This window comes from Paenibacillus kyungheensis (genome assembly GCF_028606985.1).
GTDB lineage: Bacteria > Bacillota > Bacilli > Paenibacillales > Paenibacillaceae > Saccharibacillus > Saccharibacillus kyungheensis.
The window spans coordinates 4,316,281-4,333,853 of the sequence record NZ_CP117416.1 but is presented as its reverse complement, the minus strand read 5'-3'; the positions used below and the strand labels follow the sequence as shown (position 1 = coordinate 4,333,853).

Below are 17,573 nucleotides of genomic sequence, written 5' to 3'. Positions count from 1 at the left end.
ATGGCGCAGCATTCAACAGATTCACATGCACATGGTGAAGATCATGCTCATGGCTCGCTTAAATCTTATATCATTGGTTTTATCCTTTCGATTATCTTAACGATTATTCCGTTAGTTGTTGTTATGAACCATATGTTCCAAGCAACAGCAACGATTCTAATCATTATGATCACTGCGGTATTGCAGTTCGTTGTACAGCTATTCTTCTTTATGCATGTACGCGATCGTACAGGTAACCAACCTCGTTGGAACGTAATGGCTTTGATTTTTGGTCTAGCGATTGTATTGGTTGTTGTATCTGGTTCTGTATGGATCATGGCTTACAACGGCGTAGGATACTAATCCACTAGATAAGAACTCATAAGTGCAAGATACGAGATAGACTTTAAAAGCTCTTTTGCTGGATCTACTACAGATTGTTATGCTGTAGTGGTGAAAGTGAGAGAGCTTTTTTGTTATAGCGTTTGATAGGAATGATTAGATTATGTAATCCAGGTAAGCCTAATTAATATCTAATTTAAAGGACAACAGCAGATACAGTGCAGTGCATCATCATAGTCGATGATGTAATACTGTAATAGATAACAACAGCAGTATAACAAAAAGAGTCTTGTTCTGCTGTGACAAACAGCAAAGCAAGACTCTTTTATAGATGTGATACATAATGTATAGCAGATACAAAATGATCATCATAATGTATAGCTACTTGAGAGCATTATCCTAATTGTGGGATAGAAGAAGTAACACGATGTTGCAACTGATCCAAATACGTTTGGACTTCATCACGAAGTTCAGGACGCTGAAGAGCAAAATCAATTGTTGCTTTGACATAACCAAGCGGATCACCGATATCATAACGATTGCCTTGAATCTCTAACGCTGCGATATGAGGTAAGCGTGAGATCGCATCGGTTAATTGAATTTCGCCACCTTTACCAGGTAACGTATCTTCTAAATAATCAAAGATTTCAGGAGGCAATACATACCGTCCTATCACTGCTAGATCAGATGGAGCATCTTCGATAGCCGGCTTTTCTACAATATCGCTAACAGGAATAATCGAATAAGGAGTGTTGGGTATAACCGATGGAGCGACAATCCCGTATTTATTCGTATGTTCATAAGGTACATGTTGTACACCTACAATCGCTGTAGAAGGATATACATTTTGATTCAATAATTGTTGTAATCCGGGTACTTCATTAACGATAAGATCATCACCCAGTAGTACCGCAAAAGGTTCATTTCCAACAAATTGCTTGGCGCACAAAATGGCATGTCCTAGACCTAAAGGTTTCTTTTGACGAATATAATGAATATCTGCCAGTTCCGAAATACGATTCACCTGTTCTAGTAAAGCATGTTTCCCTTTGGAAGCTAAATCAAGTTCAAGTTCAATCGAATGGTCAAAATGATCTTCAATCGAGCGTTTGCCACGTCCGGTAACAATAAGGATAGATTCGATCCCACTAGCAACGGCTTCTTCAATAATATATTGAATCGCTGGTTTATCAACGATAGGTAACATTTCTTTCGGCTGTGCTTTGGTAGCAGGCAACAGACGTGTGCCAAGCCCAGCAGCAGGTATAATCGCTTTACGAACTTTCATCGGAATTCCTCCTGAATCTGTATTGTTATCATACAGGTACGCTATATCTGTTATGCAGACGTTTGATTAACGGAATACCCATAATTTACTGACCGTATAATTGATTCCTAATCCCAAAATAGTTACTGCTATTTTGGCAATCCAAACTGGAATACTCGCAGGAACCAAGCTGATTGCAATAGCTGTAATAATAGCAACTGTTATATTTACCAGTAAAAAACGGATTATTTCTGAAAAGTCAAAGCCTTTACCACGTGCAAACGTCCAACGACGATTCCAGAGATAACTGTTCAATGTTCCAGCACCATAACCAATAAACTGAGCGGCTACAACGCCTGTAAAGCTCTGTAGTAGCATAAAAACAACAAAGTCGATAACAGTATTGGAGACACCAACTGTAGCAAATCGAATCGCTTGATTCGCAAATAATTTAGAAACCAGCATGACGTTGTTCGCTCATCATACGACGTTGTTCTTGCAATTGTTCATGCACAGGAAGTGGTTGTTCTTGAGCAAAATTTCTAGTTTGCTGTATCAGATAAAGAGGACGTTGCTTCACTTCATCATAGATCCGGCCAATATATTCACCGATAAGACCAAGAATGACTAACGTAATCCCATTTAAAAATAAGATCGTCGCTACGATAGAAGCCCACCCTGGTGTGGTTGAAAAATGCAGTAACTTCTGAGCCAGTACAAAGATCAGATAAAAGAAACTAAATAACGATACAACACTACCTAGAATACTAGCTAATTTTAAAGGTTTGAGCGAAAAAGCGACCAGTGCATCTGATGCAAAGCGGATCATTTTTTTAAGAGGATATTTGGTTTCACCTGCAAAGCGTTCTTCACGTACATAACTGATAGATGTCTGGCGGAAGCCTACCCAGCTCACCAGACCACGAACAAATCGATTATTTTCTTTTAATGTTTTCATCGCTTCACATACTTTGCGATCGATTAAGCGAAAATCACCTGTATCCATCGGGATATCAATATCACTTAATTTGTTCAGTGTGCGATAGAACATCGAAGCAGACCATTTTTTAAAGCCTGTTTCACCTTTACGTTCTGCCCGGGTAGCATAGACGACATCGTAGCCTTCTTTCCATTTTTCGATCATTTGCAAAATCAATTCTGGTGGATCTTGAAGATCAGCATCAATAACAACGATCGCTTCACCTTGAGCATGATCCATACCAGCAGTAATCGCAATCTGATGACCAAAGTTACGGGAAAAGTCGATCCATTTCACAGATGTATCTTGGGCACAAAGCTGATTCACAATAGAAGCCGTTTGATCACGACTTCCATCGTTTACAAAAATTAATTCATACGGTTCATTTGTTTGTTGCATCACTTCAGTCAGGCGACGGTAACATTCCATTACAACAGCTTCCTCATTATATACAGGTACAACGATTGAATATCGCATAGGTTTTCCTCCTTATAAATACATCTTTATGTCATCACAACAGTGGGGTTACGATTGATTTAATTCATATAAAGTCAGTTGAGAACTTCTTCCACCGCCACCGCGTTGAGAACGTTGAGAAGTCGTATCGGTTGATGTAGTAGAGTTAGCACTCCATTCACTTTGTGTAATTTCAGTGCCATGTGCTTGTACCCATGACGTCAAATCTGAGCTCCCACTACCCATACCGCCACCAAGAATCACATATTTAAGTTCGCCATTGGTGACTAGCGCTTCGAGTTGAGTCGTTGTCAGGGCAGTATCAGAGCCTTTGAATCCGCCCCATGCTATTACAGGAGAGCCGGTAGCTAAAATGATCGGTGTAGCTGTCTGTGAAGAAGTAGTGGCTACCAGATATTTCTCACCAGTGTTATGTTGTTGCAAATAAGTGATCAAACCAGAATCAATAGTAGAGCTGTTACTGCGTCCGCTAGAGGTTGCTAATTCTGGTCCGGCAGAAGGTTGTGTAGAATTCCCTCCATAGATTGCTGGTGTTATCGACCAGTAGGCAGGTGCAACAAGTAAAGCGACAAGAGCAAGAGTGAGTGAGATTCTGTTCATCGATTGACGTGAACGAAGGGCAATCCCTATAGACACTAGTCCGATCAGAGCTGCTACAATACCAAGAATCATTTGATCTAACGAAATTGTAATATATAATCCAGTTGCGATCCCTATGAGCATAAATATCGTCAACCAGCGCTTGTGTATATTTTGCCATAAATAAGCGAACGCTGCACCTGTGAGAGCGGCAATCGCAGGAGCCATCATAATAAAGTAATAACGATGAATATGCCCTGCAATACTGAAAAAGATAATCATCGGTGCAAGCCATGCTACCCAGAACAGCACGATATGTCGTTGTTCCCGGCGCCATAATATCAGAGCACTCAATAAGGCTAAAGGAAGGAACCATGCGATTTGCCCTGCATTGGCTGTACTAAATAATCGAAGCCATCCAGCATCACCAGCGTCATTACTACCACCGCCAGAACCACCCATTCCACCACTGCCAGATCGTCCACCATCATTACCCCCACCAAATCCGGCTTGTGGTGGAGCATTTCCGTTAGTATTCTGAACAGAAGCGGTAGAATGATCTGCACTAACTGTAGTAGTTGTAGGCTGATCCGATATTGTCGATATTTTTGCATTGGATGTATCTGTTGAAGTGTTAGCTGTTGTTGGTGTGCTACTTGAGCTGATAGAGCTTGATGTTGCACTATTATTGCTACGACCATCAGGTGTACCGGATGGCATAGTACCCATTCCACCACTGCCGCCACCACTAGAATCACCTGTAAGACGACTGATTCCGTTGTAGCCAAGCGCAAGTTCCAGTACAGAGTTGGATGTTCCACTACTTCCTACAAAGGGACGTTGATCCGCAGGTGTAAGGTCAACAATGACTGCCCATGATAGAGAAATCATTCCCATCAATACACTAGCAGTTAACAAATGAAGTATTTTTTGTTTCCATTGTCCTTTACGAGCTAACCAGTAGAGAAGGTAGAACGCAGGGAGTACCATAAACGCTTGTAGCATTTTGGTATTAAATCCTACTCCAACTAGTCCGAATGCGATACAAAGGGTAAGTAGTTTGCCACTGCGTACACTTTTGAACAATAGATAAGTCGCTAGCATTAAAAAGAAAACTAGTGTGCTATCTGCATTATTCGTGCGGCTAACAGCTACAGCGATTGGCGTTAACGCCATAATCAGCCCGGCGATACGTGCGGCAGTGATTCCAAAGTGAGGCTTAATTATGAGATACAGTAAAATAACGGAGCCAGCTAATCCAAGTGCAGATGGTAATGCTAGACTCCAACTATGGATTCCAAATAGTTTGGCGCTGATCGCTTGAAGCCAGAAAGCGACCGGTGGCTTATCAATTGTAATAAAACCACCGGGATCATAAGCATTGAAAAAGAAATTATGCCAGCTCTGCACCATGCTTGTAATAGCAGCAGTATAGTAACTGTTCAGGTCACCTGATTGATTAATGTTATATAGCGAAAGACCCGCGGCGATAAGCGCCAGTATAGCTAAAATCGGATCTATCCTTCGAATGCGGGATTCTTTCACTTGTATATATCCTCCTTTGTTGATCACGTCGTATAACTTTATGTAAAAAATATAACAAGGCTTTATGAACAAAAAATGAACGTTGCCTTAAAGGCGGTTAAAGATTGCTATAAATACATATAAAAAAGCGAGAAATCCTTAACATACAAGGAATTTCTCGCTTATTGATACAAGATGAATAGAACCTGAAAAGAATATATTGATATTATAAAATGGGTCAACACCTAGCTCTTATTTAAAAAAGTTAAGAACCTTTGGGTTGTTCAACAGTTAACGGTAAAAAAACAGTCATTTTGGTTCCTTGTCCATCCCCACTAGATCCTTCTATTCGTCCACCATGCAATCCAATAATCTTCTGCACAATCGACAATCCTAATCCATTCCCACCGGTAACCGATGTACGTGACGTATCGACTTTGTAAAAGCGATCAAAAATATGTTCTAAATGATCAGGTGCTATTCCGCAACCGGTATCTTGCACCGACGCTATAATCCATTGCTGATCATGTGTAAGCGTAATATAAATATTCCCTTGTTCCGGAGTGAACTTGATTGCATTCGATAATAAGTTAATCCATACCTGACTGAGTAAATCTTCATCTCCGTCAAATGTAATTTTGTCGAGATCAGCAGATAGATCGATATTTTTTTCCATCCAAAGCGGTACACAAGAAGCGACAGACATTCGGATCTGTTCATCCAGACGGAAAGGAACAGTATGAAGCTTAACAACATCGAGTGAAGCTAGTTTTAACAGATTGCTACTAAGCTTGGATAATCGTTCACTTTCTTGTTCAATAATCGTCAAATGTCTGACCTGCTCAGGAGAAGCACTATCTCGCAAAGCTCCTGCAAATCCACGAATAGAAGTCAAAGGAGTCTGAATCTCATGCGATACATTGGATACAAATTCTTGACGCATCGCTTCGATCTTAGATAATTCGCCAATCATTCGATTAAAGTTACGGCTTAATTCACCAATCTCATCGTTACGTCGTAGATTCACACGAACTTGATAATCGCCTTTGGCTACACGTCGGGTCGCTTCCGATAATTTGGCAATCGGCTTGGCAATTAAGCGAGCCGCAAATAAAAACAGTACAACCCCAATCACTAACATGACCGACAAGACTAGAAACATCCAACTATTAAATTGATTCACAAAATGACCGGGTGCAGGACGAGCAAAAAGAGCATATTTTTGACCATTACGTTCAAACGGTACACCGACATAACGAGGTTCTTTTTTATCTTTTGAATTAAAAAATGAAAAATCAAAACTAGGGACAGTGTTATTGGTAGTCGGTATAGCTGTAGGGTGATAGACCTGTCCATTTAATACTTCTTCTTTCACTGTCTCTGGGATATTCCATTGATTTAAAGGATCAGGAGGTGTTGGTTTTGCTTTATTTTTTGTATCTGTTGAGGTACTTGTTGTAGAAGCAGGTGGTGTCGGAGGTACAGGTGGAGGGGAAAGTCCCGGAGGCCCTCCCGGTCCCTCACCAATAGAACGATACGTCGTACCATCTGCGCCGATCACTACAATCTGCATCTGTCCGCCCTGACTATCTAGATATTTCTGAATCATATTTTTGGGAATAGAAGATTGAATCTCAGCCATAGACTTGGCATCTGCCAAAATACGATCTTCTACAAAATTAACCTGTTGTCGTTGAAATACCCAATCAGACATCAGTAAAGTAATGACAAAGCTGGCTACTACAACTGCAATAAACGTAAGGACCAGCTGACTATAAATATTTTTCAACCTTATTTCACCTCAATCCGGTAACCGATGCCCCGAATTGTCTGAATCGTAAATCCATTTTCTTCTGTAAAACGATCGCGTAGACGCTTAATATGAACATCGACTGTACGTTCATCACCATCATAATCATGTCCCCAGATTTTTTCGATCAATTGATCGCGTGTAAAAATCTGTCCCGGGAATCCAGCAAGAGTATATAACAGATCAAATTCTTTGGCAGGCAAAGCTTGTAGACTACCATTTGTATCTGCTTCTTTGGTCGAAGCATCCAGTCTGACATTACCAATTGAAAGAGATTCGCCTGAAAAAATGCGATAGCGTCGCAACAAAGCTTTGACACGCATAACCATTTCTTCAGCTACAAAAGGCTTCGCTAAATAATCATCTGTACCTAAGCGGAATCCTTTGATTTTGTCTTCGGATTCACCTTTGGCAGTCACTAGAAGAATCGGTACATCTCCATAATAACGGCGAATATCTTGCGTTAGTTGCCATCCGTCCATATGAGGCATCATCACATCCAGAATAATCAGATCCCATTTGCCATTTCCAAGCATATCGAATGCTTCTTTACCATCTCGTGCCGTATGCACACTATATCCTTCACGACTCAAATACATATGAATTAATTCCAAAATGGAAGGATCATCATCAGCTATCAAAATACGTACCATATCGTAACGCTCCTTTACAAGTAATCAGATTAATCGTACCCGGTGCTTGCATTATCATATCAGATCAATATGAAGAATACATGAACGAGGTAGTCTGACATTATGTAGATCATAACATCAACCCAGCAACACGCCTATCAACGAATTTGCAAAAAAATCCAAAAGTGTGATTAATCACTTCCCAAAACGAACAATATGAACTAAAATGAACTTATATGAACATTTGTAATCCAAATTACACTTATTGAGAGGATGAATAATAATGGAAAACCGTTATGTGTCTCACCCGAATGATGTGAAATCTTTTGATACTGATCGTCTACGTGAGGAATTTTTGATCGAATCTTTATTTCAAACTGATGAACTTGTAACCGTATACAGTCATGTAGATCGCTATATTGTAGGCTCGGCTGTTCCTGCTTCAAAAGAGATCAAATTAGAAGTAAATCTTAAAGATATCGGAACAGATTTTTTCCTTGAGCGTCGTGAGATTGGAATTATTAATATTGGAGCTCCCGGTAAAGTCACCGCAGATGGTCAGGAATATGAAGTAGCTGCCAAAGAATGTCTGTATATCGGACTAGGCACCAAAGAAGTGACGTTTTCAGGTAGTGGCAGTGAGCCTGCTAAGTTCTACTTTGTATCTACACCCGCACACCATCAATATCCAACCGTAAAAGCAACCCAAGAAGATGCAACACCAAGTCATCTGGGTGATATCAAAACATCAAATGAGCGTACAATTTACAAATATATTCATCAAGGCGGTATTAAAAGCTGTCAGTTAGTGATGGGAATAACAGAACTGGCTCCAGGTAATATGTGGAATACAATGCCTTGTCATACTCATAACCGTCGTTCTGAAGTCTATCTGTATTTCAATCTGGATGAAAATGCGACAGTATTCCACTTTATGGGCGAACCGCAAAATACCAAACACCTTGTTGTACGTGATGGACAGGTAGCGATTTCTCCAAGCTGGTCGATCCATAGTGGCGTAGGTACAAGCAATTATACATTCTGCTGGGCAATGGCTGGCGAAAATCAAACGTTCGATGATATGGACGCAGTAGCTATGAAAGATTTAAAATAAACCCAAAACCATTCCGGCATCATACTGGAAGGGACGGGGGAATTATGAGTGCATTGAAGCGTCATGAACGCATTATGGAAATATTAATATCTCATCAAGAAGTAACAGTCAGTCAATTGAGCGAGATGATGAATGTTACAGGCAAAACGATTCGTGAAGATCTAGCCAAGTTAGAAGACATGGGATTGTTAACTCGTGTACATGGCGGAGCTGTACTGGCACAAAATGATCAATATGGCATTTTATCCGGTCAAGGAACCAATACCAAGCATATGTCTGAAAAAGTAGAAATCGCGGAGCGGGCGCTTCATTATATACAGCCTAACGATATTATTGCACTCGATGGAGGCAGTACTACGCTGGAGATCGCCAAGCGACTGCCTAATGTGCCATTAACTGTAGTTACCAATGACCTGTTTATTTTGAGTGAACTTGCCAAGCGTGAACAAGTACGTCTGGTCGTTCCTGGCGGGGAACGAACACGTAATATGTTGATTAGCTCGCAAGCGGTAGAGTATATACGCAGTCTCAATATTCATAAAGCATTTGTATCTTCGACAGCGCTCCATCCTGAATTTGGATTGTCGATCTATACAGGTGATCTGGTTCCTTTCAAAAAAGCACTGGTTGAAACAGCGCAACAAGTCTATGGAGTAGTGGATCATCAAAAGTTCGGACAATTTGCGTTGTGGACATTTGCTGCCTGCCAACAGCTCGATATGATTATTACTGATAGTGGATTGTCTGCTGAACAGATAGAACATTTTAAACAATCCAATCTTCCATTGGATATCGCTACACAGTAGAAAGGATGAATATATTGATGAACAGTTTTGATTTGACGGGCAAAGTAGCTTTGGTTACAGGATCAAGCGGTGGTCTGGGACAGGGGATGGCCTTAGGGCTTGCTCAAGCAGGAGCAGATATTATCTCGGTCTCTTATTCAAGCAGTCAAGATACAGTCGATAAAGTAAAAGCATTAGGACGTGAAGCGATTGATATCGAAGCTGATCTGAGCAAGCATGACCGATTAGAAGATGTAGTACATCAAGCATTAGCATTTAAAGGTAAAATCGATATTTTGGTCAACAATGCAGGTATTATCCGTCGTGCTCCAGCAGTCGATCATCCGTGGAAAGACTTTGCCGATGTGATTGATATTAATTTAGAGACAGTGTTTTATCTGTCACAATTGGTCGGTCGTCATATGATCGAACAAGGAAGCGGTAAGATCATTAGTGTGGCTTCGATGTTGTCTTATCAAGGTGGCATCAATGTACCGGGTTATACAGCCAGTAAGCATGGGGTTGCAGGAATTACCAAAGCACTTGCGAATGAATGGGCAAGCAAAGGGATTCAGATTAATGCGATTGCTCCAGGTTATATGCTGACAGACAATACAGCACCGATTGTAGCTGATCCTGCTCGCTTTGATGCGATTACCGATCGTATTCCAGCAGGGCGCTGGGGAACAGCCGAAGATATGCAAGGACCTGTCGTCTTTTTAGCTTCCAAAGCTTCCGATTATTTGAATGGACATATCATCTGTGTAGATGGCGGATGGATGGCACGCTAATTCGATTTGGATAGATCGTATCGATTAGCATGAATGTGTACCATAGAATCTATAACAGAAAGGCAGTGTGATGATGAAACAAGGCGTACTTGCACATATCTATGGACAATTGCCAATTGCAGAACTTGCTGCTAAAGTGTCTGCTGGTGGATTCACTTCTGTTCAGTTAGCGCTTGCCAAAGCGATCTCGGATATAGATACATCAAATGGTCGATTAAGTCCCGGACTTGCTAATCATATTGCAGAACAATTTGATCGTCAGAATGTACGCATTGCTGTACTGGGTTGTTATATTGATCCTATTCATCCTGCTCTCAGTGAACGTCGTCATGGCATCGAACGGTTCAAAGAACATTTGCGATATGCACGTGACTTTGGATGTAGTATGGTCGCTACCGAAACAGGCGGGTATACGACCTATCAAGCTTCAGAACCGGAACGGTATGCAGAAGTGGGTTGGCGTATTTTGGAAGAAACAATATCTGAATTAGCCGAAGAAGCTGATAAATGGGGCGTACATATGGCCATCGAACCGGTTGCTGATCATACGCTTCATTCTACCGAGCGGATGTTACAGTTAATCGAGGATATTCCTACGACAGCGATAGGTATGCTGTTTGACCCTTGTAATATGATGAAAACGGAACATGTAGATCATCAAGAAGCTTTTTTACGGGATACATTTGAAAAGTTAGCTCATCGGATGTTGTTGATCCATGCGAAAGATTTTACATTTGCACCGGATGGCAGTAAGCCTTATCGTACAGCAGGTACAGGTATATTGGATTATCCGTTATTTTTCCGTTTGCTTCAAGAATACAAACCTCATATCGATATTTCGCTAGAGGGTGTACCTTTAGATGACCTTCCGCAAGCATCATTATATATGCGCAAGATCTGGCAAGACGTACAGGCTTAATGGTGTAGCTATTATTATTTTTCTATATCCTCCTTTTGAAGAATAGCCTTGATCATAAGGCTATTCTTTTTTTTGTAGAATGTGGAAAAATATTAAATCATTGCTATCGTTATCAATAAGCTTCATACTTTAAGTTCATGTTTAATTCTTCTTAACAGATGTATGAAGAAGCAGATAGGGATAAGAAGAAGGAGGGTACGATGAATAATTTACTACATCATCGAAATCGTAAAGTAGCTTTGATTACTGGAGCTGGCATAGGGCTTGGACGAGGAATCGCCAAAGTACTTGCTCATAAAGGATATCGTATTGCGCTTACATATCATTCAGAATCGGATGATATTGACAATGTGACTCAAGAATTATCACATATTTATGGAGCACAGCCGTTTGCTATTCAGACAGACCTTACGCAACCTGATCAGCCAGAATCGGTAATTAAGCAGACATTAGAACATTTCGGAAGGATCGACTTGCTTGTTAATAATGCAGGTGGAGGCAACGGTACAGCCTTATTGGATCTGGAAATGGGAGATTTAGATCATTCGATCCATCTTAATTATCGCGCACCTATTCTAGCTTCCAAATATGCAGCCCAAGCGATGATTGATCAAGAAATTGCTGGAAATATTATTTTTATCACATCTTCCCGCGCAGAACGTGCTTATCCTACCGACAGCATCTATGGTGGCATGAAAGCTGCATTGATACGCTCAGCTGCTTCATTTGCACTTGAATTTGCTCCTTACGGTATACGGGTGAATTGTGTAGGCCCAGGTGCGACTGTAAATCGATTAGAGTACGATGCTATCAAGCAACCACTAGGACGTAAGATTCCTTTAGGTCGTATGGGTACACCTGCGGATATCGGCAAAGCAGTCGCATGGTTATCTTCTGATGATGCTTCTTATATTACAGGCATCAATTTACGTGTAGATGGCGGATTGATTTTGCCGGGTATGCCAGAAGATACTTCTCCAGAAGCAGGTTATGGCTGGGGCGTTATTTACGATCATTTAGACAAAGATTAAGTGATCATCCTATATGATATAGACTTCAAACCTGCGGACTTCTGTTATAGAAGAAAGCAGGTTTTATTTGTGTGCCAAGTGATCCCTTCATGAAAACTTCATTTGACTATAGCCCTCCTTTTCCTCATAATTGGTAATAGTTTAGAATGATTATAAATTGTATGCAATTAATTGTAACTATTATCTATTAGCTCATAACATTTATATTACTATACACATTCAGTTGGGTGTGATCATCATGCTCATCTTAAATATGGAGGAATGCAATATGTACAAATCAATTATTGTTGGAACAGGTCCTGCGGGACTGACTGCTGCGATCTACCTTGCTCGTGCAAATCTAAGCCCGTTGATTATTGAAGGCCCACAACCAGGTGGTCAATTGACTACAACGACAGAAGTTGAAAATTTCCCGGGCTTCCCTGATGGTATTATGGGACCGGAATTGATGGACAATATGCGCAAACAAGCAGAGCGCTTTGGTGCAGAATTCCGTACAGGTTGGGTGAACAGTGTAGATCTTGGAGATCGTCCTTTTAAATTGCAAGTAGAAGGTATGGGCGAATTGGTTACCGAGACATTGATTATTTCTACAGGGGCTACAGCTAAATATCTAGGTATTCCTAACGAGCAAGATAATATCGGACGCGGCGTAAGTACTTGCGCAACATGTGATGGATTCTTTTTCCGCGGTAAAGAAATCGTGGTTGTCGGTGGTGGAGACTCTGCATTGGAAGAAGCTAGCTTTTTAACTCGTTTTGCTTCTAAAGTAACACTGGTTCACCGTCGCGAAGAATTGCGTGCTTCCAAAATCATGCAAGATCGTGCTCGTTCCAATGAAAAAATCGAATGGGCTTTGAACCAAAATCCACTTGAAGTGGTTGCTGGCGATAGCGGTGTAACAGGACTTAAAGTGATGAACAACAATACAGGGCAAGAAGAAATCATTCCTGCACATGGCGTATTCGTAGCGATTGGTCATCATCCGAATACAGGATTCTTGAACAATCAACTCACAACGGATGCGAATGGTTATATCGTATCTAACCCAGGTACGTCAGAGACCAATATTCCGGGCGTATTCGCTTGTGGCGATGTGCAAGATACTCGTTACCGTCAAGCGATTACAGCAGCAGGTAGTGGCTGTATGGCAGCGATGGATTGTGAGAAATTTATCGAAGCGTTGGAACATCAAGAAGTCGTTATGGGTTAATTGTATTTTATACAGATCTAACATATATAATGTCTACAGGTAGCAGAATAGGTTCACGTTCTGCTATCTACATAATCTAATTTGATAAAAGGAGTGTTACATTATTATGGAAAAAGCTATCGTTTATACAAGTACTAACTGCCCGCATTGCAAACAGGTGAAAAGTTTTTTGAATGACAAAGGCATCGAATTCGAAGAGCGTAATATCGAATTGGAAGAAAAATATGCAGAAGAAGCTTGGAATATGGGTGTACGTGCTGTTCCAGTTACATTGATCGGTGAGTACAAAATTATGGGTATGAATATGACCCAATTTAACAAAGCACTAGCAGAAGCGTAAAATAAGCAAAAAAATAAACGGTAGCCCGGATGATGGGTTGCCGTTTTTTTGTTGATTAGATAATCGTATAAGAATGAAGAAAAACATGTACGTTGTGCAAATAAAGTACATTTGTATCAAAAAAAATAATGTGGAGCATACTAACAGATGATATCGTATCTAAAATAATAACTGGGTGACAGCGCGAAAAATCATAAAAAATCCAAAACCTGCGATCAAAAAGGATACGCCCTTTTTGCGCCTCGCTTGTGAGAAGTTAAACACACTCAGGCTTACTAATGGAACGATGATAAAAGAAAATAAAAACAACATTACGTAAAAAGGCAGCGAAATGTCGGCAGTTCCCAACAGGTTCATGGTAGCTCTCTCCGTTTCACATTCGTTCGTATTGCATAACACATAACGAAATTATAGACCGAAAGAGCAATAGATTTTCCACTAAAATAAGGCAATTTTACGTCAAATTTAAGATAAATAATTCACATTTACTATCAAAATAAATAAGAATTGTGTCCAAATGATATTAAAGCGATACTTTTACCCGACCTAGAAATTGTGAGACAGCCATATACGCTGTACCGATCACAGTCGATTGATCTTGTAATTCGGAGTATTGAATGATTAACTTTTGGCGATGATAAGGAAGAGTTCTTCGGGACACCACCTCTTGTAAATACTGATCGATCCATGGTTCTGCCTGTCTCATATGCCCGCCAATAATCACTAATTCAGGGTTAAATCCATTGACTAGATTGGTAATACCAACCCCTAAATATTCGCCGATTTTTTGAAATAAATCTCTAGCTTCCGGTTCATCGAATTCAGCACGTCTTACCCAATCTGCGGTAGTACTACCGGGAATCGGTTCTTTGACAGCATGATCGTAAGCCAGTTCAGAAGCATATAATTCCCAACACCCCTGACTACCACAAGAACAGGGCAGACCGTAAGATTCTACAGACATATGCCCTGTTTCTCCTGCATACCCACGTGAGCCCTTATACAGTTCCCCTTCAATAATGATGCCTGATCCTATCCCTGTCCCTACACTGACATAGACCAGATGTTGAGCTTGTCTCCCTGCACCGAACTGCAATTCTCCAAGTGCCCCTGCATTGGCTTCATTATCGACAATTACAGGAATATGAAATAAATGCTCTAATTGTTCTCGTAAAGCAACACCTTCCCAACCGAGGTTGGGTGCAAATAATACATTTCCTTGTTCATCCACCATTCCTGGTACACCTACTCCCATACCGATAATTCCATGGATCGAATCAGGCAGATTGCGCAGCAATACAGTCATTTCGGTCTGTAGCTGCTCAATAACATCAGTCACTTGATGACTAGCAAGAGGAGAGGTCGAGTTGGCAATAATTTCACCTTCTAGATTGGTCAGAATCAAAATAAGCTCGTTGACTGTAATCTCTACACCTGCGGCATAACCTGCATTTTTGTTAAACAACAAAATCAACGGCTTGCGTCCACCACTAGACTGTCCTTGACCGGATTCGATTACCAGTTGATCGTCAATCAATTCTTGTACAAGATTGGAGACTGTGGCTTTATTCAGCCCTGTTGATTGCGAGACTTGAGTACGTGATAGAGGAGCATACTGGCGAATATTATCTAACACCAGAGACTTATTTATCTTTTTGACAAGCGCTTGATCACCTGTGATTTTCATAATTTTCTTCCTTTCAGATGACTATTCACTAACTTTGTTTAACCGATAGACAAAGTATATCATATATGTTAGGATAGCGATGTAAACGATTTCTTTTTGATTATGTTGGATACATTGTTCTGCTAAATGATTGTTAGATGATCGATTTTAGGCGCACCTTCTCTGCTTACTAAGCCGCTCTAAAAGAGATTTTTGTAACAATCTTATACGAATGATAAGAGGAGGATTTTATTTATGGCTTACTTTGCAAATATCGAAAAAATTACTTACGAAGGTGTCCAATCCAAAAATCCATACGCTTTTAAATTTTATAACCCGACTCAAGTGATCGCTGGTAAAACGATGGAAGAACATTTGCGCTTTGGTATGGCTTACTGGCATACGATGGTAGCAGGTGGAGCTGATCCGTTTGGTGTGAATACAGCAGTGCGTCCTTGGGATTCGTATACAGGTCTTGATCTTGCCAAAGCTCGTGCAGAAGCATTATTTGAATTAATGGATAAGCTTGATATGCCTTACTTCTGTTTCCATGATGTAGATATCGCTCCTGAAGGAGATAGCTTGCGAGAATTTTACAGCAATATTGATACGATTGTCGACCTTTTAGAAGGATATATGAAACAATCCGGTAAAAAATTGCTCTGGAATACAGCGAATATGTTCAGTAATCCACGCTTTATGCATGGTGCAGCTTCAACGAGTAATGCAGATGTGTACGCTCATGCAGCGGCTCAGATCAAAAAAGGTCTTGAAGTAGGTAAACGTCTAGGTGCTGAAAACTATGTGTTCTGGGGCGGTCGTGAAGGGTATGAGACATTGCTCAATACGGACTATGCACTAGAACAAGATAATATTTCACGTATGTTCCATATGGCGATCGATTATGCCAAAGAAATTCAGTTTGATGCTCAATTCTTGATCGAACCCAAACCAAAAGAGCCGACAAAACATCAATATGATTTTGATGCGGCAACTACAATTGCTTTCTTGCAAAAAAATGGTCTGGATAAACATTTCAAATTGAACTTGGAAGCGAACCATGCGACGCTTGCAGGACACAATTTCCAACATGAATTACGTGTTGCTCGTACGAATGGTATGTTGGGATCACTGGATGCGAATCAGGGGGATCTATTGATCGGATGGGATACGGATGAATTCCCGGTAGATCTTTATGCAGCGACTTTAACGATGTATGAAGTGTTGCAAAATGGCGGTCTAGGCAAAGGTGGCGTTAACTTTGATGCGAAAGTACGTCGTCCTTCTTTTGAGCCAGAAGATTTGTTCTTAGCGCATATCGCTGGAATGGATACTTTTGCTAAAGGTCTAACAACAGCAGCGCGTCTGATCGAAGATCGTGTATTCGAAGACTTTATCGACAAACGGTACAGCAGTTTCCAAGAAGGTATTGGAGCCGATGTATTGAGCGGTAAAGCGACATTGTCTTCACTAGCAGAGTATGCGCTTAATAATGAAACTCCTCGTGCCAATGAATCTGGTCGTGAAGAATGGTTGAAATCTGTTCTTAATCAGTATTTGGTGACGGAATAAGAGGGATACACTTTAGGGATTAATTTAGTTTAAATATAGTGTACTAGCGTTAGAGCGCTACGAGAATTTATTCTTCTTGTCGTCGCTGGTAAGGTTGGATATCTTGGTTAGACTGCTAGGCAGTCGATATCCAACCTTAAAGGCGAGCGCTTCGCTCTTTCAGAAGAATAGATTCTCTTCGCTTGAGCGTGTAGATACTGTGGATGAGGATAGAAGATTAGAGCAAAAGATAATGCTAAAAGATAAGGTCAAAGGCATGTCTCCCTTATTCCCTTGTGGGGAGGGAGGCATTTTTTGATGAGGTGAACATTTTGGGAAAATGCTTTTGGTTTTGATATAGGGCAAAAATATAAATAAATATAAAGTTTTAAAAGATTAAAAGATTAAAAGATTAGAAGATTGAATGATTTATTGTGGGTAGATGTCTGCTATGAGTGCAGTTATGGGCGTAGAATACGTGATAATGGTTGGCAATAAGTTTAGAGATAATAAATAATGATTAGCATTTTATGTGATGAAAGAAAAATATATAGGTATAGAATTAAAGGTGTTA

The 17,573-nt window shown here is 40.5% G+C and carries 16 protein-coding genes; 9 read left to right on the top strand and 7 right to left on the bottom strand.

Translation table 11 applies throughout. The features are described from left to right. A complete protein-coding gene (gene cyoD, locus PQ456_RS18730; protein ID WP_069325649.1) occupies nucleotides 1–342 on the top strand; it encodes a cytochrome o ubiquinol oxidase subunit IV in 342 nt (113 codons plus the stop codon). 373 nt (nucleotides 343–715) lie between these two features. Here cyoD and galU read toward each other — a convergent pair whose 3' ends face one another. The 6 genes from galU to PQ456_RS18700 form a co-directional block, all read right to left on the bottom strand. Next, nucleotides 716–1,609 carry a UTP--glucose-1-phosphate uridylyltransferase GalU gene (gene galU, locus PQ456_RS18725; RefSeq protein WP_273613610.1) on the bottom strand — a complete coding sequence of 298 codons (894 nt, stop codon included), beginning with the start codon at nucleotides 1,607–1,609 and terminating at the stop codon, nucleotides 716–718. A 66-nt stretch (nucleotides 1,610–1,675) separates the two neighbouring features. Further along, nucleotides 1,676–2,053 carry a GtrA family protein gene (locus tag PQ456_RS18720; RefSeq protein ID WP_273613609.1) on the bottom strand — a complete coding sequence of 126 codons (378 nt, stop codon included), beginning with the start codon at nucleotides 2,051–2,053 and terminating at the stop codon, nucleotides 1,676–1,678. After that, nucleotides 2,040–3,044 carry a glycosyltransferase family 2 protein gene (locus PQ456_RS18715; protein ID WP_273613608.1) on the bottom strand — a complete coding sequence of 335 codons (1,005 nt, stop codon included), beginning with the start codon at nucleotides 3,042–3,044 and terminating at the stop codon, nucleotides 2,040–2,042. Before PQ456_RS18715 ends, PQ456_RS18720 begins: the two co-directional genes overlap by 14 nt. Nucleotides 3,045–3,092: 48 nt before the next feature. Beyond that, entirely contained in the window at nucleotides 3,093–5,168 is a 2,076-nt protein-coding gene (locus PQ456_RS18710; RefSeq protein WP_273613607.1) for an ArnT family glycosyltransferase, read from the bottom strand. A gap of 244 nt (nucleotides 5,169–5,412) precedes the next feature. Beyond that, nucleotides 5,413–6,936 carry a sensor histidine kinase gene (locus tag PQ456_RS18705; RefSeq protein ID WP_273613606.1) on the bottom strand — a complete coding sequence of 508 codons (1,524 nt, stop codon included), beginning with the start codon at nucleotides 6,934–6,936 and terminating at the stop codon, nucleotides 5,413–5,415. A 2-nt stretch (nucleotides 6,937–6,938) separates the two neighbouring features. Next, the gene (locus PQ456_RS18700; protein WP_273613605.1) at nucleotides 6,939–7,610 is read right to left on the bottom strand and encodes a response regulator transcription factor; all 672 of its coding nucleotides are present in this window, start codon (nucleotides 7,608–7,610) and stop codon (nucleotides 6,939–6,941) included. A gap of 262 nt (nucleotides 7,611–7,872) precedes the next feature. Here PQ456_RS18700 and kduI point away from each other — a divergent pair, with 262 nt between their 5' ends. From kduI to PQ456_RS18665, 7 genes are all read left to right on the top strand, one after another. After that, nucleotides 7,873–8,703 carry a 5-dehydro-4-deoxy-D-glucuronate isomerase gene (gene kduI / locus PQ456_RS18695; protein WP_273613604.1) on the top strand — a complete coding sequence of 277 codons (831 nt, stop codon included), beginning with the start codon at nucleotides 7,873–7,875 and terminating at the stop codon, nucleotides 8,701–8,703. A 44-nt stretch (nucleotides 8,704–8,747) separates the two neighbouring features. Beyond that, nucleotides 8,748–9,509 carry a DeoR/GlpR family DNA-binding transcription regulator gene (locus PQ456_RS18690; RefSeq protein WP_273613603.1) on the top strand — a complete coding sequence of 254 codons (762 nt, stop codon included), beginning with the start codon at nucleotides 8,748–8,750 and terminating at the stop codon, nucleotides 9,507–9,509. Between the two features lie 17 nt (nucleotides 9,510–9,526). Next, nucleotides 9,527–10,279, top strand: coding sequence for a 2-dehydro-3-deoxy-D-gluconate 5-dehydrogenase KduD (kduD, locus tag PQ456_RS18685; protein ID WP_273613602.1), 753 nt, complete (start codon nucleotides 9,527–9,529; stop codon nucleotides 10,277–10,279). A 70-nt stretch (nucleotides 10,280–10,349) separates the two neighbouring features. Continuing rightward, complete coding sequence (locus tag PQ456_RS18680) at nucleotides 10,350–11,198, top strand: sugar phosphate isomerase/epimerase family protein (RefSeq protein WP_337957861.1); 849 nt, start codon at nucleotides 10,350–10,352, stop codon at nucleotides 11,196–11,198. Nucleotides 11,199–11,398: 200 nt separating this feature from the next. After that, a complete protein-coding gene (locus PQ456_RS18675) occupies nucleotides 11,399–12,229 on the top strand; it encodes an SDR family NAD(P)-dependent oxidoreductase (RefSeq protein ID WP_273613601.1) in 831 nt (276 codons plus the stop codon). A gap of 268 nt (nucleotides 12,230–12,497) precedes the next feature. Beyond that, nucleotides 12,498–13,442 carry a thioredoxin-disulfide reductase gene (trxB, locus tag PQ456_RS18670; protein ID WP_273613600.1) on the top strand — a complete coding sequence of 315 codons (945 nt, stop codon included), beginning with the start codon at nucleotides 12,498–12,500 and terminating at the stop codon, nucleotides 13,440–13,442. 106 nt (nucleotides 13,443–13,548) lie between these two features. After that, a complete protein-coding gene (locus PQ456_RS18665) occupies nucleotides 13,549–13,782 on the top strand; it encodes a glutaredoxin family protein (protein WP_069325635.1) in 234 nt (77 codons plus the stop codon). Nucleotides 13,783–14,305: 523 nt separating this feature from the next. Here PQ456_RS18665 and PQ456_RS18660 read toward each other — a convergent pair. Beyond that, nucleotides 14,306–15,469, bottom strand: a complete 1,164-nt coding sequence (locus tag PQ456_RS18660; RefSeq protein WP_273613599.1) for an ROK family protein — start codon at nucleotides 15,467–15,469, stop codon at nucleotides 14,306–14,308. Nucleotides 15,470–15,703: 234 nt separating this feature from the next. Between PQ456_RS18660 and xylA the strand changes: the two genes are divergently transcribed. Then, nucleotides 15,704–17,020 (top strand): xylose isomerase, encoded by a 1,317-nt coding sequence (gene xylA, locus PQ456_RS18655; RefSeq protein ID WP_069325632.1) that lies wholly within the window; start codon nucleotides 15,704–15,706, stop codon nucleotides 17,018–17,020. Nucleotides 17,021–17,573: the final 553 nt, after the last annotated feature.